22 protein-coding genes are annotated in these 21,332 nt (G+C 38.3%); 18 read left to right on the top strand and 4 right to left on the bottom strand.

Features of this window, described 5'->3' with window-relative positions:
• Nucleotides 1–1,743: an ABC transporter ATP-binding protein gene (locus ACFX4E_RS09405; protein ID WP_028407627.1), complete on the bottom strand. Its 1,743-nt coding sequence runs from the start codon at nt 1,741–1,743 to the stop codon at nt 1–3.
• A 126-nt stretch (nt 1,744–1,869) separates the two neighbouring features.
• Here ACFX4E_RS09405 and ACFX4E_RS09400 point away from each other — a divergent pair, with 126 nt between their 5' ends.
• Nucleotides 1,870–2,355 (top strand): DUF6985 domain-containing protein, encoded by a 486-nt coding sequence (locus ACFX4E_RS09400; protein WP_013055615.1) that lies wholly within the window; start codon nt 1,870–1,872, stop codon nt 2,353–2,355.
• A 40-nt stretch (nt 2,356–2,395) separates the two neighbouring features.
• Here ACFX4E_RS09400 and ACFX4E_RS09395 read toward each other — a convergent pair whose 3' ends face one another.
• Nucleotides 2,396–3,946, bottom strand: coding sequence for a solute symporter family protein (locus tag ACFX4E_RS09395; protein WP_028407628.1), 1,551 nt, complete (start codon nt 3,944–3,946; stop codon nt 2,396–2,398).
• Between the two features lie 16 nt (nt 3,947–3,962).
• Nucleotides 3,963–4,298, bottom strand: a complete 336-nt coding sequence (locus ACFX4E_RS09390) for a DUF485 domain-containing protein (RefSeq protein WP_034275644.1) — start codon at nt 4,296–4,298, stop codon at nt 3,963–3,965.
• A 498-nt stretch (nt 4,299–4,796) separates the two neighbouring features.
• Between ACFX4E_RS09390 and ACFX4E_RS09385 the strand changes: the two genes are divergently transcribed.
• The 4 genes from ACFX4E_RS09385 (at nt 4,797) to ACFX4E_RS09370 (ending at nt 7,814) form a co-directional block, all read left to right on the top strand.
• Nucleotides 4,797–5,105 (top strand): hypothetical protein, encoded by a 309-nt coding sequence (locus tag ACFX4E_RS09385; RefSeq protein ID WP_013055618.1) that lies wholly within the window; start codon nt 4,797–4,799, stop codon nt 5,103–5,105.
• A 216-nt stretch (nt 5,106–5,321) separates the two neighbouring features.
• Nucleotides 5,322–6,077, top strand: coding sequence for an IclR family transcriptional regulator (locus ACFX4E_RS09380; protein WP_043980166.1), 756 nt, complete (start codon nt 5,322–5,324; stop codon nt 6,075–6,077).
• A 32-nt stretch (nt 6,078–6,109) separates the two neighbouring features.
• On the top strand, nt 6,110–6,937 hold the full coding sequence (locus tag ACFX4E_RS09375; protein ID WP_377237366.1) for an aldo/keto reductase: 828 nt from the start codon (nt 6,110–6,112) through the stop codon (nt 6,935–6,937).
• 115 nt (nt 6,938–7,052) lie between these two features.
• Entirely contained in the window at nt 7,053–7,814 is a 762-nt protein-coding gene (locus tag ACFX4E_RS09370) for an SDR family oxidoreductase (protein WP_060744912.1), read from the top strand.
• 93 nt (nt 7,815–7,907) lie between these two features.
• Here the strand turns inward: ACFX4E_RS09370 and ACFX4E_RS09365 are convergent, their stop codons facing one another.
• Nucleotides 7,908–8,363, bottom strand: coding sequence for a MarR family winged helix-turn-helix transcriptional regulator (locus ACFX4E_RS09365; protein ID WP_043980161.1), 456 nt, complete (start codon nt 8,361–8,363; stop codon nt 7,908–7,910).
• 352 nt (nt 8,364–8,715) lie between these two features.
• Between ACFX4E_RS09365 and ACFX4E_RS09360 the strand changes: the two genes are divergently transcribed.
• The 13 genes from ACFX4E_RS09360 to ACFX4E_RS09300 all read left to right on the top strand — a co-directional run bounded on the left by ACFX4E_RS09360 (nt 8,716) and on the right by ACFX4E_RS09300 (nt 21,080).
• Nucleotides 8,716–9,354 (top strand): biotin/lipoyl-containing protein, encoded by a 639-nt coding sequence (locus ACFX4E_RS09360; RefSeq protein ID WP_013055624.1) that lies wholly within the window; start codon nt 8,716–8,718, stop codon nt 9,352–9,354.
• Nucleotides 9,355–9,396: 42 nt separating this feature from the next.
• Nucleotides 9,397–11,022 carry a DHA2 family efflux MFS transporter permease subunit gene (locus ACFX4E_RS09355; RefSeq protein ID WP_028407633.1) on the top strand — a complete coding sequence of 542 codons (1,626 nt, stop codon included), beginning with the start codon at nt 9,397–9,399 and terminating at the stop codon, nt 11,020–11,022.
• Nucleotides 11,023–11,040: 18 nt separating this feature from the next.
• Nucleotides 11,041–11,571: an NAD(P)H-dependent oxidoreductase gene (locus ACFX4E_RS09350; RefSeq protein WP_014461382.1), complete on the top strand. Its 531-nt coding sequence runs from the start codon at nt 11,041–11,043 to the stop codon at nt 11,569–11,571.
• An 8-nt stretch (nt 11,572–11,579) separates the two neighbouring features.
• Nucleotides 11,580–12,002 (top strand): hypothetical protein, encoded by a 423-nt coding sequence (locus ACFX4E_RS09345; protein WP_060744913.1) that lies wholly within the window; start codon nt 11,580–11,582, stop codon nt 12,000–12,002.
• A 163-nt stretch (nt 12,003–12,165) separates the two neighbouring features.
• The gene (locus ACFX4E_RS09340) at nt 12,166–12,591 is read left to right on the top strand and encodes a MarR family winged helix-turn-helix transcriptional regulator (protein WP_013055628.1); all 426 of its coding nucleotides are present in this window, start codon (nt 12,166–12,168) and stop codon (nt 12,589–12,591) included.
• Between the two features lie 116 nt (nt 12,592–12,707).
• Entirely contained in the window at nt 12,708–13,697 is a 990-nt protein-coding gene (locus ACFX4E_RS09335; protein WP_013081939.1) for a LacI family DNA-binding transcriptional regulator, read from the top strand.
• Nucleotides 13,690–14,568 (top strand): ribokinase, encoded by an 879-nt coding sequence (gene rbsK / locus ACFX4E_RS09330; RefSeq protein ID WP_060744914.1) that lies wholly within the window; start codon nt 13,690–13,692, stop codon nt 14,566–14,568. Before ACFX4E_RS09335 ends, rbsK begins: the two co-directional genes overlap by 8 nt.
• The gene (gene rbsD / locus ACFX4E_RS09325) at nt 14,569–14,958 is read left to right on the top strand and encodes a D-ribose pyranase (RefSeq protein WP_060744915.1); all 390 of its coding nucleotides are present in this window, start codon (nt 14,569–14,571) and stop codon (nt 14,956–14,958) included.
• A gap of 14 nt (nt 14,959–14,972) precedes the next feature.
• A complete protein-coding gene (locus ACFX4E_RS09320; RefSeq protein WP_050689236.1) occupies nt 14,973–16,454 on the top strand; it encodes a sugar ABC transporter ATP-binding protein in 1,482 nt (493 codons plus the stop codon).
• A 1-nt stretch (nt 16,455) separates the two neighbouring features.
• A complete protein-coding gene (rbsC, locus tag ACFX4E_RS09315; protein ID WP_025749709.1) occupies nt 16,456–17,415 on the top strand; it encodes a ribose ABC transporter permease RbsC in 960 nt (319 codons plus the stop codon).
• An 11-nt stretch (nt 17,416–17,426) separates the two neighbouring features.
• Nucleotides 17,427–18,347, top strand: coding sequence for a ribose ABC transporter substrate-binding protein RbsB (gene rbsB / locus ACFX4E_RS09310; protein WP_013055634.1), 921 nt, complete (start codon nt 17,427–17,429; stop codon nt 18,345–18,347).
• A 439-nt stretch (nt 18,348–18,786) separates the two neighbouring features.
• Nucleotides 18,787–20,055, top strand: coding sequence for a 3D domain-containing protein (locus ACFX4E_RS09305; RefSeq protein WP_025749708.1), 1,269 nt, complete (start codon nt 18,787–18,789; stop codon nt 20,053–20,055).
• Nucleotides 20,056–20,468: 413 nt separating this feature from the next.
• Nucleotides 20,469–21,080, top strand: coding sequence for a flavin reductase family protein (locus ACFX4E_RS09300; RefSeq protein WP_025749707.1), 612 nt, complete (start codon nt 20,469–20,471; stop codon nt 21,078–21,080).
• Nucleotides 21,081–21,332: the final 252 nt, after the last annotated feature.

Here is a 21,332-nt window from a genome sequence, read left to right as displayed (position 1 = left end):
TTATTCACTAGGCAACACCTCTTTTCCGCCTTGTGCAAGGTAAATGTCGTAATAAAGAGAGCGATAACGAAGCAACTCTTCATGAGTCCCTTGTTCAGCAATTTTGCCTTCATCCATGACGATAATATGATCAGCGTGGAGAAGAGACGAAATTTTAGAAGCAATAATGATAACGGTCGCATCAGCAAACTCTTCTTTTAAATGTTTTAGTACCTGCGCTTCTGAGACAGCGTCCAATGCCGAAGTTGCATCATCGATGACCAGGATAGCGGGCTTTCTAACAAATGCACGCGCGATTGAAAGACGCTGCTTTTGCCCTCCTGATAAATTGGTTGCTCCTCGCGTTAAAGGATACTCATATCTTTCTGGAAGTTTTTCAATAAACTCCGTTGCGCATGCAAAATCCGCAGCATCTTCAATTTCTGAGGAAGAAGCCTGATCTTTTCCCATTCGAATATTCATATCAATCGTGCCGGTAAACAGCGTAGCTTTTTGAGGAATAAACCCAATGGATGAGCGAAGCACTTTTACGTCATAGTCCGTAAGGTTTTTTCCATCTACGAAGATTTCGCCGTCATCAGGATCATATAAGCGGGAAATAAGTTTTGCAAGCGTCGACTTCCCGCTTCCAGTAGAGCCGATAATGCCAATGGTTCCCCCGTGTCTAGCAGTGAACGAAATATCTTTTAATACGTTTTCGCCATTTTTACTATAGCTGTATGTAACGTTTTGAAACGATAGATCACCTTTAAGTCTGTTGATTTGAGCAGCAGAGTTTGCTGGAGGGATGTCTATTTTTGTTTTTAAAACAGAATCGATTCGTTCAGCTGAAGGGAATGCGCGTGTAATTTGCATCAGCACCATGCTGCTTGACATAAGTCCGTTTAAAATAATCGTTAAGTAATTAATAAAAGCTAAAATCACACCTGCTTCAATTTTTCCTGCTTCGACTTGAAGTCCTCCCAGCCATAGAGTAGCTACCATTCCGATATTTACGACAAATAAAATAACGGGCATTAAAAGCGAAATAAGCTGAACAGCACTCATATTAGCTCGCGTCAAGGAGCTGTTTGCTTCTTTAAACTGATTGATTTCATACGATTCTCTTACATACGCTTTTACTACACGCATCCCTGATAAATTTTCTTGGACTTTTGTATTTACACGATCAACGCTTTGCTGAACTTTTTTAAAAAGTTTTCCAGCTTTCGTGATCACAAACCAAATGCATAAAAATAAAATAGGGACGACCACAACGATAATAGGAAACAAAGAACGAGCGGTTAATAACACGATCACAATACTTCCTGCAAAAAGTAAAGGACCTCTAACTAATACTTTTAGCGTCATATTCAATGCGTTTTGAACACTCGTTACATCATTTGTCATGACGGTAATTAAGTGACCAGTCCCTAGTTTGTCTCTGTTGCTGTTTGAGAGGTTTTCAATTTTTTCAAAAAGCGATTTCCGAATATCGGTAGAAAAATTTACTGCCGCTTTTGTGCTAAGGATGGCGCAGACGATACCGGCAGCTAAGCCAATGACTGCTAACATGAGCATAAGGATACTTCGCGTGATAACATATGTTTGATCGTTGTTTGCAATGCCATAATCAATGATATGCTGCATAATAGTAGGCTGAAGAAGGTCAGCTAACACTTCAATTACCATCAATAGCGGGGCAAACAGCGCGAGCCATTTGTAAGGTTTTAAGTAAGGGTACAAAGATTTAATTGTATTCACACATTGTGGCACTCCTTTCTGTAAAAAATATGGTAACATAGAATAAGTTTAGAAGTTTGTTTCAAGCACCATTTATTATACGCCAATGCAAGCAGAAATCCACTTTTTGAGAGGGTCAGGTATGCAATGAATCAAACATTACGAGTACATCATCCGCTTTTTGGATCTTTGTTATATGACTCGGCCTGGGTTGGAGAAAAACAGGTCACTTTCTTTGGACAAAAACAACAGGTGTTGCTGACAATTGATGGAGATAAAGAGAAGCCATTTCAAAAACGACAAGAAGAGGCCTTTCAAGCATTTTGGCTTCAAGGTGAATTATTGTTAAAGAGGACGGAAAAAGCTCTTTTTGATTATTATCAGCAGGTGCGAGATGAATACAGAACTCAAGTTGAAAAAGACGTAGTAGACTTATTAGTTCCGAATGTAAAAAAGCGAAAAGACATCGGTTTTTTAGTTGAGTGTATTCAAATCTTTGTTCCTGAAGCACCTCATGATACAAGAGAACTTGGTTTGTTTTTTGAATGTACGTGGGAAGAAGAGCATATGTTAGCTGTAAAGTTTAGAAATGAACAAATTTCCGCTATTGGTTTACAAGAAGATTTATTCTAGTAAAAAGCCTTGAAGCAACCTGCTTCAAGGCTTTTTGGCATTAATGTTTGACAGGCTCTTCGATTCCCATACCTGTATTTGCTTTTACTAAAATTTCATCAAATTTCTTTTCGTCTGCTTTTTTAGACGAAAGAAGTGTTCCTACAAAAGCAGCTAAGAAGCCTAGAGGAATAGAGATAATACCAGGGTTTGTTAGCGTGATGAGCGGTTCGCCTACAAAGATAGCAGCTCCCGGCTCAGGTGCCCACACGTTTGGACTAATGGCAACTAAAAATAGTGAGCTGAATAGCCCAACCAGCATCCCCGTAACTGCTCCTGCTGTATTGAAACGTTTCCAAAAAATAGTGAGAAGAATAATTGGCAAGTTAGCGCTCGCTGCTACGGCAAAGGCAAGTGCCACTAAAAATGCCACGTTCATGTTTTGAGCAAATAATGCAAGAATAATAGATAAAATGGATACCCCAATAGAAGCCCATCGTGCAGCCACTACCTGTTCTTTTTCAGTAGCAGCTCCTTTACGCAGAATATGACTATAGAAGTCATGCGCGAATGCTGAAGCTGCTGAGAGCACCAGTCCAGCTACAACAGCTAAAATTGTAGCAAATGCTACAGCTGAAACGAACGCAAAAAGAAAGTCTCCGCCAAGAACTTGAGCGAGCAGAGGAGCCGCCATATTTCCTGCTGCATTTGCTTTGATAATATCATCATATCCTACAAAAGCAGCAGCACCGAATCCTAAAAAGATTGTCATAATGTAAAAAACGCCAATGATCCACGTTGCATAAATAACAGACTTTCTTGCGGTGATGGCATCTTTTACTGTGAAGAAACGAATAAGGATATGAGGCAGGCCTGCTGTACCAAGAACAAGAGCTAAATTCAACGAAATCATGTCCAGCGGATTTTTGAATTTATTTCCTGGATTTAAAAAGCCGTCACCAAGAGGAGTTGCAGTTTTCATCTCGGAAAACATTTTAGCTAAGCTAAAATCAAATTTTGAAAATACGATAATGGAAATAATGAACGTACCAATCATCAGAAGCAAGGCTTTGACAATCTGAACCCAGCTAGTCGCTGTCATTCCTCCAAATACAACGTAAACCGTCATCAAGACGCCGACAATCAAGACAGAGTATACGTAATCTAGACCAAGTAATAAATGAATTAATGCTCCTGCTCCAACAAGCTGCGCAATCATGTAAAAAATGGAAATGGTGATCGTGTTTAACGCAGCAACTCCCCGCACTTTCTTTTCGTTAAAACGAGCTGCTATCATATCTGCCATCGTGTACTTTCCTAAGTTGCGAAGTGGTTCAGCTACAACGTATAACACAACCAGGTAAGCAACTAAAAAGCCGATGCTGTAAAAAAAACCGTCAAACCCAGAAAGCGCTACCATTCCAGCTATGCCTAAAAATGATGCAGCAGACATATAATCTCCGGCAATTGCCATACCGTTTTGCCAGCCGGTTAAACTTCCATCTGCTGTATAAAAGTCACTGGTCGTTTTTGTCCGCTTGGATGCCGCATACGTAATGATTAGCGTAAGACCTACAATGGCTAAAAAAAGTGAAAAAGCTAGTACGTTCATTGATTTAACCCCCTATTTAATTTGCAGCTTCTTTTTTAATCGTGTCAACAAGTTCATCGAATTTCGAGGCTCTTTTTGTGTATAGAATGCATAGGGTCCAGGTCATCACAAACTGTGCAAAAGCAAATACCCAGGCCCAGGTCATAGAAGCAAAAGCTGGTTTGTTTAGGACGGTTGTGTAAGCCGTTAAGATAGGCAAGGTAAAATAAAAAGCAAGAAAAAACAGAGAGAGCGGTAAAATAAAATTGCGTTTTTGTTTTAAAAGCTTTTGAAATGAAGCAGACTGTACAATTTCTGTGTAATCAGGAGAGGAAGAAGCATTGTTTACCTTCTTTAAAGAATTTTCATTCATCGCCAAGCAGAATTCCCCCTTTAATAATAAATAGATGAAGCGAAAAGCTTCATATCACTTGAATTATATTATTTTCGGAATAAAAAGTAAATTCTGTCTTTTTGTGAGAATGGTAACTGTGTAGGTTTTTTAATATACTGAAGGTTCGTAATAAATGCATACTGACATAATAAAAAAAGAACAACATTTAATACAAAGGAAAAATCATTCGCAAAAGAAATGTTGAAATTAATCCTTAGTTTCTTATATATATAAGGCTTTTCTTTATTATTTAAACGTTATTTGTTTGTTTGATCTTTTGAAAAAGAAAAGAAGATGATGATAGAATCATAAGCACACAATAATGCTTAGAGAGGAAACAGGTTGAGAAAATAAGCTATTATTTAGAGATGGTTATAAATAGACAAGATATTATGAAAGATTTCTATATGAATGATATTTTTTCTTTATAGTAAACAAATAATGTAACTACTTATATAAAAGAGAAAAGGTGAAAGAATGGCATTTGGAATTAAACGCCCGGAACTAAACGCATGGAAAGCAGCTGTTAAGCGAGGAGAGATCGCGTTTTTAACTCATTATTGGCTTGATGAGCGTTTTCCACATGCAACTACCGTAACAAAAGTAGGTTGCAGTGACTTAAATAAGCTGATTAAGTGGGGAAAAAAGTACGGTATTCCCGCTAAGTATATTGATAATCGATCCGGCTATCCTCATTTCGATTTACTAGGTGAGCGTCAGAAAGAAATTATGAAAAAGGAAAATCAGCTGGAGCAGCTGAAGCGATTTGAAGAAGTTAACGAGTGAAAAGCAAAACTAATTTCAAAAAATGTAAAAAAATTCTATTGTTAAGACTTTTTTTATGTTTAAATAGAAAAAACAGTGGAATAGATTAAGAAGAACAATCACGTTATGTATTCTCTTATATAGGGAAAATAACTTAGTGTAGTTTCCTTATTTGATACGATAAAGAGCTTTGTTTTATAATAAAATTGTTGTTCGGATAAAAGGAGGAAGAAGGGCATGTCCGAGGTTGGAACTTTAAAAAAAGGATTAGATATCTTCTCTTTGCTTTTAAACCGTCCGAATATGACTATTCCAGAAATGATGGAAGCGCTCGGTTTTAATAAGAGTACGATGTATCGTCTTGTGAGCACGCTTGAGCAAAACGGATTTATTGTAAGAAACCCGTCTAACCGCTATACGGTTTCACCGCAACTGGTGCTGGCACTCGTGCAAAATACGATGCATACGAACTATGAAATGAATTGGCTCTCTGTTCCTGCTATGCAGAAGCTGAGTGAAGAGACCAAAGAGACCATTTATGCGGGAATTCTCCATCATAAACAAATGGTTACAACTCAGGTGGTTAACGGGCAATATAGCACTCGTACGCATTCTGAAGTAGGAAATAAAAAGCCGCTTCATGCAAATGCTATTGGAAAGTGTATTCTTGCTTATCAAGAGGACAGCGTACAAAAATCTATTCTTCATGAACTTTCGCTTGAAGCTTATACAGATCGAACGATCACCGAGCTGGACAAGCTTGAAGCTGATTTAGCTTTAAGTAAGGAAAGAGGATATGCTGTCGACGATGAAGAACGGGAGCCGGGCGTTCGCTGTATTGCAGCCCCTATTTTCAGAAAAGGAAAAATAATGGCGGCTATTGCTTTATCAGGTCCATCCTTTCGTATTTCACAAGAGAAAGACGAAGAACATGCTGCACTTGTTAAACAGTGCGCAGAACAAATTTCACAAGCAATTACTCTTTACGAATAATTCAATAGTAAAAAAAGGGGATGAACAGCAACATGGAAAACTTACAGTCAACGACGACCTTAGCAAACGGCGTTAAAATGCCTTGGTTAGGTTTAGGTGTTTATAAAGTAGAAGATGGTCAAGAAGTTGTAGATTCAGTTAAATATGCAATCAAAGCTGGATATAAAAGCATTGATACGGCTAAAATTTATGAAAATGAAGAAGGCGTGGGACAAGCGATCAAAGAATCAGGTGTTTCTCGCGAAGAACTGTTTGTTACATCAAAAGTGTGGAATGCAGATCAAGGATATGACACAACTATTCAAGCGTTTGAAACAAGCTTAAACAAGCTAGGTCTTGAATATTTAGATTTATACTTAATTCACTGGCCAGTTGAAGGCAAGTATAAAGATACGTGGAAAGCACTTGAAAAGCTTTATAAAGATGGGGAAATTCGTGCAATCGGCGTATCAAATTTCCAAGTTCATCATTTAGAAGACTTAATTGCAGACGCAGAAGTCAAGCCGATGGTAAACCAAATCGAATTTCATCCACTTTTAACACAAACAGAAGTGCGTGAATACTGCAAAAAACAAGGAATCCAAGTGGAAGCATGGTCACCGCTTGCACAAGGTGAGCTGCTTGATAACGAAGTGTTAACTCAAATTGCTGAAAAGCATGGAAAATCAACTGCTCAAGTTATCTTACGTTGGGACTTGCAAAACGAAGTAGTAACTATTCCTAAGTCAACAAAAGAACATCGTATTATCCAAAATGCAGACGTATTTGATTTTGAATTAAATGCAGAAGAAGTTGAAAAAATTAACGCATTAAATCAAAATCACCGCGTAGGTCCCGATCCAGATAACTTTGACTTTTAAAGCAAGACTAAAACGTCTTGTAAGATAAATAATAAACAAAGCGCTATTGTCATTCATGCAGTAGCGCTTTGTTTATTAAAAAATAAATGTGATGGTTGAACGAGGAGGAAAAGTAATGAAGATGTCAGGAAACACTATTTTAATTACGGGCGGAGCGTCTGGAATTGGGTTGGCACTTGCAGAACGGTTTTTAAATGAAGGAAATGAAGTTATTATTTGTGGAAGAAGGGAGTCAAAGCTGCAAGAAGCAAAAGAAAAATTCCCTTCAGTACATACAAAAGTGTGCGACGTATCAATAGAAGAAAGCAGAGTAGAGCTAGTAAAATGGGCGACTGAAAGATTCCCGAAATTAAATGTTATTGTGAATAATGCAGGCATTCAGCAGCGCGTAAATCTTTTACACATGCACAAAGAGTGGCAGTATTACGAAAAAGAACTAATGAGTAATGTAAGTGCTCCTATTCATTTAACGTCGTTATTGATTCCTCATTTCGTTCAGCAAGAAGGTGCTGCGGTTATTAACGTTACTTCCGGGCTGTCTTTAACACCTGGAGCATGGGTGCCAATCTACAGCGCAACAAAAGCGGCATTAAGGTCGTTTACGATTAGTCTAAGACATCAATTAGAAGAAACAAATACCGAAGTGATAGAAATTCTTCCTCCAGCCGTGAACACGGATTTGGGAGGACCGGGACTTCATACATTTGGAGCACCGCTTGATGACTTTGCCGATTCGATATTTGAAGAATTGAAAAAAGGTAAAATCGAAATTGGCTATGGAGACAGCGCTAAGAGGCTTCATGCTTCCAAAGAAGAAATTGAGAAAGCTACAGCACAGGCTTGGAGTGGATTTTTGAAAAATAATCCTGAATTTTAAAGACAGCAAACAAAAAGCTTACTAAACTCGTCAATAGTAGCGGGTCATAAAAAGCGTGTGTCCATAAAATAAATGAACACACGCTTTTTAGCATTAACGATCTACAGTTTGTCTAATTCGTTTTTCCATTTTTTCAAGCATGCGGAGGTACTCATCCTGTTCTTCAGGAGTTAGAGCAAAAAGCATGTCTTGCCAAAATAAATTCCGCTGCTCAATTACATAGTTCACTAATGTTTCGCCAGCCTCTGTTAAGGATATCCATACAATTCGGCGGTCTTTTTGGTCACGTACGCGCTTAATGAGTGCATCAGCTTCTAATTGATTTAATAAAATGGTAGTAGCCCCGGAGGTTAGCTTTAGATTTGAAGAAATTTCGGCTACCATACGTTTAGAGCTGACTCCAATGAATTTTAGAATTAAAAATTTCGTAATGGTCAAATTATAGGGCTGCTCACTGATTTTATCTTCCAAGAGCTTTCGCTTGAGTTCAAATAATGAGGTTTTAACTTGGTCAAGTTTTTCTAGTTTATCTATTAACTGCTGATCCATTATAATCACCTTTTCTTTATCATTATAGGTGTTAAACAATTGCTGCTAGTTACCTATTGTGGTTTATGTATATAGGGAGTTTGTTCCAAAAAAAGAAGCTGTTTTTGTGTATAACCCTATGCTTATATATCTAACTTTAAAGTAAAGTAAAGTACTTGTAAAGAAACCAAAACTTTTAAGTTGTATTTCAGTTAAAGATGTAGTAAAGTATTCAGTCGGGAAAACTTTATGAAACATAAATGTTTAGTTTTAAAAATAAATTAAAATCAAAGTTATTTACAACTAAATATCTTTGTGATAAAGTTATCTAGCGTAATACTTAACTGAATGAAATATTAAGGAGGTAAAATAAATGTCAAGAGGGCGTTTAATTTTAATGAACTTTATCGGAATTATTGTAGTATTAGCTTTAATTATTGGTGGGGGATACTATTATATTCAAAAATCTAATTATGTATCCACAGACAATGCAAAAGTGTCCGGCGACCTTTATACAGTAGTAGCGCCAGCAGCAGGTAAAGTAGCAAGCTGGAACGTTGAAGAAGGTAAAGATGTTTCAAAAGATGATGAGGTAGCTAAAATCCAATCAGAAGATGGAGAAAAAACAGTTACAGTACCAGAAGACGGTAAAATCATCAAAACACAGGTAAAAGAAAATCAAATGGTTCAAGCTGGTCAACAAATTGCTAGCGAAGTAGATATGAATAACTTATTCATCATTGCAAACATTAAAGAAGACAAATTAAAAGATATTGAAGCTGGCGATGACGTTGATGTAACAGTTGACGGAGATACTAAAACAACAATCGATGGAAAAGTAGAAGAAATCGGTTATGCAACAAACTCAATTTTCTCATTAATGCCAAGTTCTAATTCAGACGGCAACTATACGAAAGTATCACAAACAGTTCCTGTTAAAATCTCTATTTCTAACTACTCTGAAAACGTACTACCAGGTATGAACGCAGAAGTTAAAATCTCTAAAAACTAAGAACGTACATGATTAAGAAGAGAAGAAAGGAGGAAGGAACTGATGTCAGCAAACACGATACAACCAGAGGAAAGCTCAGTTAAAAAGCATATTCCGCTGCTAGTCGTACTTATGCTTGGATTGTTCTTAGCAATTTTAAACCAAACGCTGCTAAATGTTGCGATCCCGCATCTGATTACAGAGTTTGGCGTTACGGCTAATACGGCACAGTGGTTGCTTACAGGATACATGCTTGTAAATGGTGCACTTATTCCATTATCAGCCTATTTAATTGAACGTTTTGGAGTTCGTCGCTTATTCTTATTTGCAATGGCCTGCTTTACAATAGGGGCACTTGTCTGCGGAATTGCGCCGACTTTCTCGATTATGCTAATCGGACGTCTTGTTCAAGCAGTCGGAGGCGGAGTGCTAGCACCTCTAGTTATGACCATTATCGTATTTATTTTCCCTCCTCATATGCGCGGAAAAGGAATGGGTATCTTTGGTTTAGCCATGATGTTCGCTCCGGCAATTGGACCGACGCTTTCAGGATGGGTTATTCAAAACTATGACTGGCACATTTTATTTACGGGAATGGTGCCACTAGGTGCGCTCGTATTTATTATTGCAGCTTTTAAATTAAAAGATATTAAACCACCTCAAAATGTAAAAGTAGATCTAATTTCTGTGTTTACATCTCTTGCAGGTATGGCTTTACTTCTATACGGCTTCAGTGAAGCTGGAAACGATGGCTGGACGGATTCAGTTGTATTGTCAACGATGATTGGCGGTATTGTCTTATTAATCATCTTTGTCGTGCAGCAGCTTCGACTTAAGAGTCCATTACTTGATGTGAGAGTATTTAAATACAGTATTTTCTCATTATCTAATATCATTAGTATTGCCATTACAATTAGTATGTATGCTGGTATGTTCTTATTGCCAATTTACTTGCAAAACATTCGTGGCTATTCAGCATTTGATTCAGGTTTATTAATCTTGCCCGGTGCACTTGTTATGTTAGTTATGTCACCAATTTCTGGTACGCTGTTTGATAAATTAGGACCGCGTCCACTAGGGATTGTCGGGATGTTGATTACGGTTGTAACAACATTTGAATTTACAAAATTAACGCTTGAAACACCGTTTAGTCATATTGTTATTATTTATATGATCCGTGCATTCGGTATGTCATTATTGATGATGCCAATTATGACGGCTGGTTTAAATCAGCTGCCGGCAAAATTAAGCAGCCATGGTACATCAATGGCGAACACGCTTCGTCAAGTGAGTGGTTCAATCGGTATCAGTTTAATGACTACAATCTTTACAAATCGCACAACATATCATGTGAATGAAATGAGCAGTTCCATGACTACATCCGATCCATTCTTTATGAATAACTTCCAGGCATTTGTGCAAAAAATTGCTCAAACGCTTCACCTTTCTCAAACAGAGGCGCAAAAACAAGCTTTAACAACATTAGCTGGAAAAGTTCAAGCGCAAGCAACTGTGCAAGGAATTAACGACGCGTTTTATTGGACAGTTATTATTGCCATTATTGGATTGATTTTAAGTTTCTTCCTACGTGATGTTCGTAAAGATGCAGTAGTAGAAGTAGAAGAGACAGAAAAAGAAACAACAGACGATATTCGTATGTTACCGGCACCAAAAGATATGAACTCATAAGCAACGGAGGGATAAAGGATGAAAATTTGTATCGTATATGATAGTGAAGGCGGACATACAGAAGCATTAGCAAAAGCGATTGCTTCTGGCGCCGAGCTGTCTGGAGAAGCAACTGTATATGTAAAGCATGTAGAAGAAGCAGATGTACGTGAACTGCCTGAAATGGATGCTATTATTTGGGGCTGCCCAGGGCATTTTGGAACAATCAGTTCAGGGTTAAAAACGTGGATTGATAAATTAGGTTATTTATGGGCAGAAGGTAAATTAATTGATAAAGTAGGTGCGGTGTTCTGTACAACAGCTACAACGCACGGTGGCTTAGAAGCAACGCTTTTAAATTTAATCACACCGATGCTTCATCAAGGAATGGTTATCGCTGGCTTACCAGGTAACATTCCAGAAAATGCGCTGTACGGTACTTATTACGGTGTGGGAATTACTTGTCCAATCGAAGGTGACGAATTATTAACAGAGAACGACCAAGCGCTAGGTAAAGCGTTAGGAGAACGTGTTGTTCAAGTGACTAAACGAATGACACAAGGACAGTAGGTGACAGTATGTTAGGTATTTTACTGATCGTTGTAGCTGTGATTCTGGTTGTACTAATTATTACAATGAATGCTAAAGCATCATCTTCTAAGCGCCAGCGTACAGTTCCACCTAAAAAAGAAGCGGCTGCTTCAAATGCTCCTAAAGAGCCAAAAGTAGAAGAGAAAAAAGTGGCAGAAAAAAAACCTGCAACACCAAAAGAAGCACCAAAAGAAGAGCCAAAAGAGCCACAGGCCAAGACGGAAACGAGAACATCTAGACATAAGAAAGAAAAAGATGTCATGAACGATGATATGTATCGTCAAGTGCTGCAAAAGTTTAGAGAAGGCGAAAAAGACGACACGGTTTTTACAAAAGAAGAACGTGACGTTATGAATGATGACGCTTTTCGTAAGGCTTTAAGATCGTTTAAGAAAAACGATAGTGAATGAGTTTCTTCTATTATAATAGTACGGAATAAAATAGATAGAAAATAGGTTATAAGCATTCCGCGAAACCAGCCGCTCTCCCCAGGCTAGGTTTTGCTTGGAGTGCAGCAGGGGGCTGACATGTTAACCATCGACTCCCTGATTATAAGAAAGGGGACGTCAAAACATGGAACAGCTCACATTTATTGAAGAGGTCCAGAGAATTTCGATATCCCTTAACAAAAAGGTAATGACAGAGATAAAAGAAAGGTTACTTTCACAAGGGATTACACCTTTTCAATATCATATCTTATTAATTATCGGTAAGTGCAGTCACATTGGAGTAACCAAGCTGGCAGAAGAGATGCGCGTCAAGCCTAGTGCAATTACTCCTGTTATTAATCGTTTAATAGACTTAGAGTTAGTTTCACGCTATCACTCTAAAGAGGATCGCCGCAAAGTAAACATTGAGTTAACAGCTAAAGGTGAACAAGTGATTGAAGAAGCAAATGAAATTGTGCAAAAGATGATTGCTCATTTCTTTTCTTGCTATGAACCGAAAGATCAAGAGCAATTTTTGAAATTATTTAAGAAACTAGACGCTAATATCTAATGAAAGAAAAATCACTTCTTAATGAAGTGATTTTTTTTAATAAAAAGATTGTCAACTTCACTTTTCCATGGTATCATTTGTGTAAACGGTTACATATATGAAGGGAGGGAAATAAAGTGGTAACAATTCGCGATGTAGCAAAAGAAGCAGGCGTGTCCGTTGCGACCGTTTCGCGCGTTTTAAACAGTACAGGATATGTAAAAGAAGACACGCGTGTGCGAGTAATGAATACAATTCAAAAATTAAACTACAGCCCTAACGAGGTAGCCCGTTCGCTTTATACACGTGAATCTCGTTTGATTGGTCTCTTGCTTCCAGACATTACAAACCCTTTTTTCCCTCAGCTTGCACGAGGAATAGAAGATGAAGTACATAGCCATGGATTTCGTTTAATTCTTGGCAATAGTGATGAGCAGTTAGAGAAAGAATTAACTTATCTCCAAACGTTTACGCAAAACCATGTAGTAGGGATGATCACGGCAACAACAAGTCTAGCTCAGAAACTATATGAAGGTCTTACATTTCCCGTCGTGTTTTTAGATAGAAGTTCTGATCAGTATCCATCCGTTTATGCTGATGGTTTTGAAGGTGGAAAACTTGCTGCAGAAGAAATAATCAAAAGAGGAAGTAAAAGAATTACACTTATCAAAGGTCCAGTAAATGTAAAGCCTGCTCAGGAACGTTTTCAAGGCTCTCTGTCTGTTTTGAGTCAGTCTGATGCAGACTTTTACGTATTAAATACAAATTCTCTAGCGTTTGACGATGCGCAGAAATGGGCAAAGGAAATCTTTCAAAAGTACCCTGAAACGGACGGGATTATTGCAAGTAATGACATTGTAGCCACAGCCGTTTTACACGAGGCGTTTCGATTAGAAAAAAGCGTGCCTGATGATCTGCAAGTAATTGGTTTCGATGATATTCCGCAAAGCCGCTTTTCGTTTCCAGCGCTGTCTACAATTCGTCAGCCTGCTTATGAAATGGGCAAGCAAGCAGCAGGTCTGTTAATGAAATGCATTAAGAAAGAACCTTTAATTCAAAAGCAAGTACAACTACCCGTTACGTTTATTGAACGAAATACGACACGAAAGGTTGAGGAACATGGCTAAAGTAACTGTGATTGGAAGTTCATCAATGGATTTAGTAGTAACATCAAATATTCGTCCTGGAGCTGGAGAAACAGTATTAGGAGAATCATTCAAAACCGTTCCGGGAGGAAAAGGAGCGAACCAAGCTGTTGCAGCAGCCCGTCTTGGAGCTGATGTGAGTATGATTGGGTGTGTGGGCGAAGATCATTACGGAAAAGCAATCCTGGAGAATTTCAAATCAAACGGTGTATCTGTGGAAAATGTGAAACCGGTTACAGATTCAGATAGCGGAACAGCGCACATTATACTCGCTGAAGGAGATAACAGCATTGTAGTCGTCAAAGGAGCAAACGATTATATTACTCCAGACTACGTGGAAAAAGCAAAAGAAAAAATTAAAGAAGCGGATATCGTACTTATTCAGCAAGAGATTCCAGAAGAAACGGTTGAATATGTTGCTGAGCTTTGTCAGGAACTTAAAGTACCGCTTTTGTTAAATCCGGCGCCTGCAAGACCATTAAAAGCAGAAGTGATTGAACAAGTTTCTTACATCACTCCAAATGAACATGAAGCAGAGCTTTTATTTGAAGGAAAAGAAAAAGAAGAAGTATTAAAACAGTATCCAAATAAATTGTTTATTACAGAAGGAAAACAAGGTGTGCGCTATTTTAACGGCAAGAAAGAAGTATTGGTTGCTTCTTATCAAGTAGAAACGATTGATACAACAGGAGCAGGAGATACATTTAACGCAGCGCTTGCTGTGGCACTTGCCGAAGGAATGGGTTTTGAAAAAGGAATTCAGTTTGCTAATCGCGCAGCTTCGCTATCCGTCACTAAATTTGGTGCACAAGGCGGTATGCCGACTCGCAAAGAAGTGGAGGAGAGTCTGTAAATGAAACGTCACGGAATGATTAACAGTCATATTACGAAAATACTAACAGATCTAGGTCATACAGACACTATTGTCATTGCAGATGCAGGGTTACCTGTTCCGAGTGATGTGCCTAAAATTGATTTATCTTTAAAGCTAGGAGTGCCTAGCTTTGAAGATGTAGTAGTAGCTGTGTTAGAAGATATGGCTACAGAAAGAATAGTGATTGCTTCTGAGATGAAAGACAGAAATCAAAAGGCTTACGAGTTGATGGAAAAGCAAAACATCTTAGTAGAAGAAGTATCGCATGAACAATTAAAAATGCTGACAAGCAAAGCGAAAGTTGTGATTCGTACAGGAGAAGCAACTCCTTATGCAAACTGTATTTTACAAGCGGGAGTTATTTTTTAAAAGAGGTGAACAGCATGCATATTGCAATGAGAGGGATTCATAAAGCCTTTGGAGCAAACCGTGTACTAAGAGGCGTGGATTTTGAATTACATGAAGGTGAAGTTCACGCACTAATGGGGGAAAATGGAGCGGGGAAATCTACGCTGATGAATATTTTAACCGGCCTTCATAAAAAAGATGAAGGGCAGATTCTGATTGATGGCAAAGAGACGTATTTTCAAAATCCAAAAGAAGCAGAACAAAACGGAATTACCTTTATTCATCAAGAGCTGAACGTTTGGCCTGAAATGACGGTGCTTGAGAACTTATTTATCGGCAAAGAATTAAAAACGCCTTTAGGTTTTTTAAAAACAAAAGAAATGAAAGCGTTAGCAAAGAAGCAGTTTGAAAAATTAGCTGTGACCATTCCTCTTGATCAAGAAGCGGGACTTTGTTCTGTCGGACAGCAGCAAATGATTGAAATAGCCAAAGCGCTGATGACGAATGCAAAAGTCATTATCATGGATGAGCCAACCGCAGCGCTTACTGAGAGAGAAATTCAAAAGTTATTTGACGTAATTAATGCGCTGCGAAAACAAGGTGTATCGATTGTGTATATTTCACATCGTATGGAAGAGATTTTTGCTATTTGTGATTCCATTACGGTCATGCGTGACGGACAGACGGTAGACAAAAAGCCGATTCCAGAAACCAGCTTCGATGACGTGGTTCGCAAAATGGTAGGAAGAGAGCTAACCGATCGATTTCCTGCTAGGACATCTCCTAAAGGAGACGTTGTATTTGAAGCAAAAGGCTTGGAGAGAAAAGGTGTATTTCATGACGTTCATTTTTCAGTGCGATCAGGAGAAATTGTCGGTGTTGCGGGGCTAATGGGAGCTGGCAGAACCGAAATTATGCGCGCTATCTTCGGGCTTGATCCATTAGAAAAAGGCGAAATTATATTAAATGGCAAACGGGTCAGTATCACAAAGCCCGACCAAGCCATTAAATTAGGTCTCGGGTTCATTACAGAAGATCGTAAAACAGAAGGGCTCGTCCTGGATTTTTCTATTCGAGAAAATATTGCGCTTCCAAGTCTATTCAGCTTTTCGCCAAAAGGCTTTATTGAACAAAAAAGCGAGCAGCAATTTGTAGATTTACTTATTAAACGTTTAACGATCAAAACCGAGTCGTCTGAGACGAGTGCGGGTAACTTATCGGGAGGCAATCAGCAAAAAGTAGTGATTGCCAAGTGGATTGGCATTGGACCAAAAGTGCTGATTTTAGATGAACCAACTCGAGGAGTTGACGTCGGGGCAAAGCGTGAAATTTATCAGCTTATGAATGAACTGACAGACAGAGGCGTGGCTATTATCATGGTGTCTTCAGAGCTTCCGGAAGTGCTCGGCATGAGCGATCGCATTTTGGTTGTGCATGAAGGAAAAATAACGGGTGAACTGACAAGTGAAGAAGCAACTCAAGAAAAAATTATGACATTTGCAACAGGAGGTCAGTAAAATGAAAGCAAACACAGCGATAAAAGAAAATCGCGTTGATAACGTGATGCAAAAGCTAGGTCCGTTACTAGGTCTATTTATTCTTATTGTCATTGTATCGATTTTAAATCCAAGCTTTTTAGAACCTTTAAATATTTTAAACTTGCTGCGTCAAGTAGCCATTAATGCCTTAATTGCATTCGGTATGACGTTTGTCATTTTAACAGGCGGAATTGATTTATCGGTTGGCTCTATACTTGCTTTATCAAGTGCGTTAATGGCAGGTATGATTGTGTCAGGTGTAGATCCTATTTTAGCTATTTTAATAGGATGTGTGTTAGGAGCTGTAATGGGTATGATTAACGGCTTGCTTATTACAAAAGGAAAAATGGCGCCGTTTATTGCAACGCTAGCGACGATGACAATTTTTAGAGGGTTAACGCTTGTTTATACAGATGGAAATCCGATTACGGGCTTAGGCGAAAACTATTACTTCCAGTTATTTGGCCGCGGCTATTTTCTAGGTATTCCTGTTCCGGCAATTACGATGGTACTAGCGTTTGCTGTCCTATGGGTGATTTTGCATAAAACGCCGTTTGGCCGCAGAACATATGCAATCGGGGGAAATGAAAAAGCAGCATTTATTTCAGGAATTAAAGTACCAAAAGTTAAGGTTATGATCTACTCACTAGCAGGATTATTGGCAGCGCTATCAGGAGCGATTTTGACTTCTCGTTTGAACTCTGCTCAGCCAACGGCAGGTACGTCTTACGAGTTAGATGCTATCGCTGCAGTAGTACTGGGTGGAACAAGCCTTTCTGGAGGACGTGGACGCATTGTTGGAACGTTAATTGGTGCGCTGATTATCGGAACGTTAAACAACGGTTTGAACTTACTCGGCGTTTCGTCATTTTACCAGATGGTCGTAAAAGGAATTGTTATTTTAATCGCGGTATTAATTGATCGCAAAAAGTCAGCTTAGGAGGGAAAAGCATGAAGAAAATTTGGCTCGTGCTATTATCATTTTCATTATTACTGTTAGGGGCTTGTTCACTTCAGCCTCCTGAGTGGGCGAAACCATCTGAAAGTAAAAATTTAAAAGATATTAAAATTGGTTTATCCGTTTCTACGTTAAACAATCCGTTCTTTGTTTCGCTAAAAGAAGGGGTACAAAAAGAAGCAAAAAAACTGGGCATGGAAGTAGTTGTAGTAGATGCTCAAAATGATTCAGCCAAACAAATTAACGATGTAGAAGATTTAATGCAGCAAGGTGTTAACATTCTGCTTATTAACCCAACGGATTCAGCTGCTATTTCAACAGCTGTACAATCGGCTAATAATGTAGGCATTCCAGTTATTACGCTAGATCGTTCAGCAGAAAAAGGAAAAGTAGAAACACTGGTAGCTTCAGATAATGTAAAAGGTGGTCAAATGGCTGCTGATTACATTGTGAAAAAAGTAGGGGAAAAAGCTCAAGTAGCAGAACTTGAAGGCGTGCCGGGAGCTTCAGCAACTCGTGAACGAGGAAAAGGGTTCCACAACGTTGCGGATCAAAAGCTAGATATTACGGCTAAACAGTCGGCTGATTTTGACCGTACAAAAGGCTTAAACGTTATGGAGAATGTTCTTCAAGGAAATCCTGGGATCAAAGCCGTATTTGCTCATAATGATGAAATGGCATTAGGAGCTATTCAAGCGATTAACAGCTCAGGAAAAGATGTGCTAGTAGTAGGGTTTGATGGAAACGACGATGCAATTAAAGCGGTAAAAGAAGGGAAGCTAGGAGCAACTGTAGCTCAGCAGCCTGTTTTAATCGGTAAACTTGCCGTAAAGTCTGCTAAAAATGTTCTTCAAGGCAAAAAGGTAGATAAGCAAATTCCAGTGCCTTTAAAACTAGTAACCTCTGACAAATAATGGTTTTATACATGTGTAGAAAAAAGACGCTCATTTGATTTATGGGCGTCTTTTTATGTATGTAAAGTGTAAAAAAGAAGTGAAAAAGTCACAACTTTATAAATAGTGTAGGAATTATGTAGGTGGAATTTATGTAATAAAAAGTAAAAAACACCGAAAAAAGACGGTAAAACACATAATTTTCTGTGAAAAATTTGTAATATACCTGTAATAATAAGCGTTTATTTCTATTTTTAAAGAGTAATTTTGCCCTGTTTATGACAAAAATATATCTTTTTTAATAAACAGTAAACCTCTCTATCAAGGGATTCTGGTGATGAATTCCCAGAAAGAGATTCTTGGTTATACAGATTATGGGAAACTTTTAACTGTATTGTAACATAAACAGATAGTTTTTTATGGTATAACTATGTCTATGAGGAAAGGGGACTATTACTTTATGAAAATTTTTAAGCGTATGACTCTTGCAGCAGTCACAGGAATTTTCTTCATGACCGGCATCACAGAGACTCACGCCCAATCGAATGAAGAAGCGCTCCAGAGTACTGAAAATAAAATTAAAGAAACAGAAAAGGCTGTTCAACAAAAAGAGAAAGAGAAACAGTCTATCAATTCAGATGTTCAAAACATTCAATCACAATTAAATTCATTACATACAGTAATCTCTAGCAATAAAAAAGAGTTAGCATCGACTGAAAAGCAGATTTCAGAAGCGAACAAAATGATTGAGAAAAAGAAAAAAGAAATTGTTTTGCTTCAGGAAAAAGTGTTAAGTCGTAAAGATATTATTGAAAATCGATTAGTTGCTTTGCAGCAAGACGATAAAACAAGTGTTGTTATTGATACATTAATGAATGCTGATAACTTTGGAGATTTTGTTGCACGTATGGGTGCTGTCACAACGTTATTGTCAGCAGATAATGATATTTTAAAGCAGCATCAAAATGATTTAGATCAAATTGAAAAAGATAAAAAAGAAATTGATAAGCAAGAAAAAGTATTAGAAGCAGCAAAAGGTAGCTTAGCGGCTAAACAAGCTGAATTAGATAAAAACGTTGCCAAACAAACAGCAACGTTAACAACTATGCAAGAAAAGTACAGCACGGTCGTAAATGAAATTGATGCAGCTTCTTCAGAAAAAGCAAACCTTCAGTCTGAATTAACAGGCATTCAAGATAAGATTGCAAAAGAAAAAGAAGCAGCTCAAAAGCAAGCTGAGCAAGTGGCAAAACAGCAGGCAGCTGAAAAGGCTGAGGCTGATGCAGAAGCAAAGCGTCAAGCTGAACTGGCAACGGCTAAAAAAGAAGTAAAAACAGAGCCAAAACAAGAAGTAAAAACAGCTGCTGCTACAGAGAAGAAAGCAGCCGTTTCTTCAGAAGCAAAAGAAACGAAAAAAGAAGAAAGCACACAAAAGCATTCTGGAAAAGAAATGTATGTAGAAGCAACAGCTTATACAGCTAATTGTGCAGGATGTAGCGGCGTAACAGCGACTGGACAAAATGTAAGTTCAGGCACTCATAAAATTATTGCGGTAGATCCATCCGTTATTCCATTAGGTTCAAAAGTATATGTAGAAGGATACGGAGTGGCAACAGCAGGTGATACGGGCGGTGCGATTAAAGGATATCGAATTGATGTATTAGTACCTTCTGAGTCAGCTGCAAAAGCATTCGGACGTCGTACAGTGAAAATCACGGTGTTAAATTAAAGAAAAAGGCTGAAAATATTTTAGTTGCAGGAAAATCCGAACGATGAATCGTTCGGATTTTTTCATTGTTGTAGTGAACGTAGGTTTCATCTAGTTAGTTGCTTCTAGCTGTTGATTGGAGAGGAAGGCGAAGACTCCTGAGGGAAAAACAGAAGTGATGAGACCCCGCAGGCCCGTAATCGACGAGGAGGCTCATCGGTCGCCCGCGGAAAGCGAAGCCTTCTATGGAAATCAACAGTGGTGTCACAAGTGATCGATACCAGCTCATTACTCCCATTTGTTTGTCTTCGGATTAGGTGGATGGAGGTATGTCTCAATCTCTTTTTTGCATATTTGGTGAGCAAGTTGCTAGCTAATCTATACTCTTTTCGTTACCATACAATAAAGTAAATGGAAGAAAAGGAGTGTGTAAAATGAAGATAGTCGATCCAGCGGTACAAAGTGCAAAAGACAATTATCATTTGTTAACAGGGGTCGTCATTCCCCGGCCGATTGCGTTTGTTACAAGTCAAAATGATGACGGTGTAGTGAATGCCGCACCGTTTAGTTTCTTTAATGTAGTTGCGGCAGAGCCTCCGCTGATTGCCGTTTCGGTTTCGAGAAGTGAAGGTCAAATGACGAAAGATACGGCAAAAAATATTAGTGCATCTAAAGAATTTGTAGTTCATCTTGTAGACGAAAACTTAGTGGAACAAGTGAATCAAGCGGCATCTTCTTATCCTTCTTCCGTGAGTGAAGTCGAAGAAACAGGGTTAACACTAGCACCGAGCAAAAAAGTGCAGGTTCCCGGAATTCAAGAAGCCAGCATTCGGATGGAGTGTAAGCTTCACCAAATTGTTCCATTAGGAACGGATGAGGCATACAGCTCAGATTTGTTTATCGGTGAAGTTGTGATGTTTCATATTAGTGAAAAAGTGATAGAAAACGATCGCGTTTCTGCAGAACGTGTGAAGCCAGTCAGCCGACTTGCGGGTTCTAACTATAGTAAATTGGGGCAATTATTTTCCTTAGAACGTCCCAAATAAGCAAGAAAGTGTTACTTATGTAGCAAAAAAATAGTATACATTGGATTTTTTTAAATAAGCGATTGTGTTCTGTTTCAACAACGACAGTACATTCGCTTTTTTTCATGAACGAAAAAGTTAATAGAAACCATAATAACAAAATCAATTTAGAAAAAGGCAAAAATGTAAGGTTTTTGCCTTTTATATTTACCATTGAGGAAAAGGGTATTCATTCATATAATTTAGATTAAGTAAATTGTATACGCTTTCAAT

Origin of the sequence: Priestia sp. YIM B13491, from assembly GCF_042787605.1 — a bacterium.
Lineage (GTDB): Bacteria > Bacillota > Bacilli > Bacillales > Bacillaceae_H > Priestia > Priestia megaterium_E.
Note: the sequence above shows the minus strand (reverse complement) of the source record. Positions and strands in the feature narration are given on the sequence as shown.

Coding starts and splice junctions, on each gene's coding strand:
- ACFX4E_RS09400 (WP_013055615.1), top strand. CDS start 1,870: ATGAATCAAACATTACGAGTACATCATCCGCTTTTTGGATCTTTGTTA.
- ACFX4E_RS09395 (WP_028407628.1), bottom strand. CDS start 3,946: ATGAACGTACTAGCTTTTTCACTTTTTTTAGCCATTGTAGGTCTTACG.
- ACFX4E_RS09390 (WP_034275644.1), bottom strand. CDS start 4,298: ATGAATGAAAATTCTTTAAAGAAGGTAAACAATGCTTCTTCCTCTCCT.
- ACFX4E_RS09385 (WP_013055618.1), top strand. CDS start 4,797: ATGGCATTTGGAATTAAACGCCCGGAACTAAACGCATGGAAAGCAGCT.
- ACFX4E_RS09380 (WP_043980166.1), top strand. CDS start 5,322: ATGTCCGAGGTTGGAACTTTAAAAAAAGGATTAGATATCTTCTCTTTG.
- ACFX4E_RS09375 (WP_377237366.1), top strand. CDS start 6,110: ATGGAAAACTTACAGTCAACGACGACCTTAGCAAACGGCGTTAAAATG.
- ACFX4E_RS09370 (WP_060744912.1), top strand. CDS start 7,053: ATGAAGATGTCAGGAAACACTATTTTAATTACGGGCGGAGCGTCTGGA.
- ACFX4E_RS09365 (WP_043980161.1), bottom strand. CDS start 8,363: ATGGATCAGCAGTTAATAGATAAACTAGAAAAACTTGACCAAGTTAAA.
- ACFX4E_RS09360 (WP_013055624.1), top strand. CDS start 8,716: ATGTCAAGAGGGCGTTTAATTTTAATGAACTTTATCGGAATTATTGTA.
- ACFX4E_RS09355 (WP_028407633.1), top strand. CDS start 9,397: ATGTCAGCAAACACGATACAACCAGAGGAAAGCTCAGTTAAAAAGCAT.
- ACFX4E_RS09350 (WP_014461382.1), top strand. CDS start 11,041: ATGAAAATTTGTATCGTATATGATAGTGAAGGCGGACATACAGAAGCA.
- ACFX4E_RS09345 (WP_060744913.1), top strand. CDS start 11,580: ATGTTAGGTATTTTACTGATCGTTGTAGCTGTGATTCTGGTTGTACTA.
- ACFX4E_RS09340 (WP_013055628.1), top strand. CDS start 12,166: ATGGAACAGCTCACATTTATTGAAGAGGTCCAGAGAATTTCGATATCC.
- rbsK (WP_060744914.1), top strand. CDS start 13,690: ATGGCTAAAGTAACTGTGATTGGAAGTTCATCAATGGATTTAGTAGTA.
- rbsD (WP_060744915.1), top strand. CDS start 14,569: ATGAAACGTCACGGAATGATTAACAGTCATATTACGAAAATACTAACA.
- ACFX4E_RS09320 (WP_050689236.1), top strand. CDS start 14,973: ATGCATATTGCAATGAGAGGGATTCATAAAGCCTTTGGAGCAAACCGT.
- rbsC (WP_025749709.1), top strand. CDS start 16,456: ATGAAAGCAAACACAGCGATAAAAGAAAATCGCGTTGATAACGTGATG.
- rbsB (WP_013055634.1), top strand. CDS start 17,427: ATGAAGAAAATTTGGCTCGTGCTATTATCATTTTCATTATTACTGTTA.
- ACFX4E_RS09305 (WP_025749708.1), top strand. CDS start 18,787: ATGAAAATTTTTAAGCGTATGACTCTTGCAGCAGTCACAGGAATTTTC.
- ACFX4E_RS09300 (WP_025749707.1), top strand. CDS start 20,469: ATGAAGATAGTCGATCCAGCGGTACAAAGTGCAAAAGACAATTATCAT.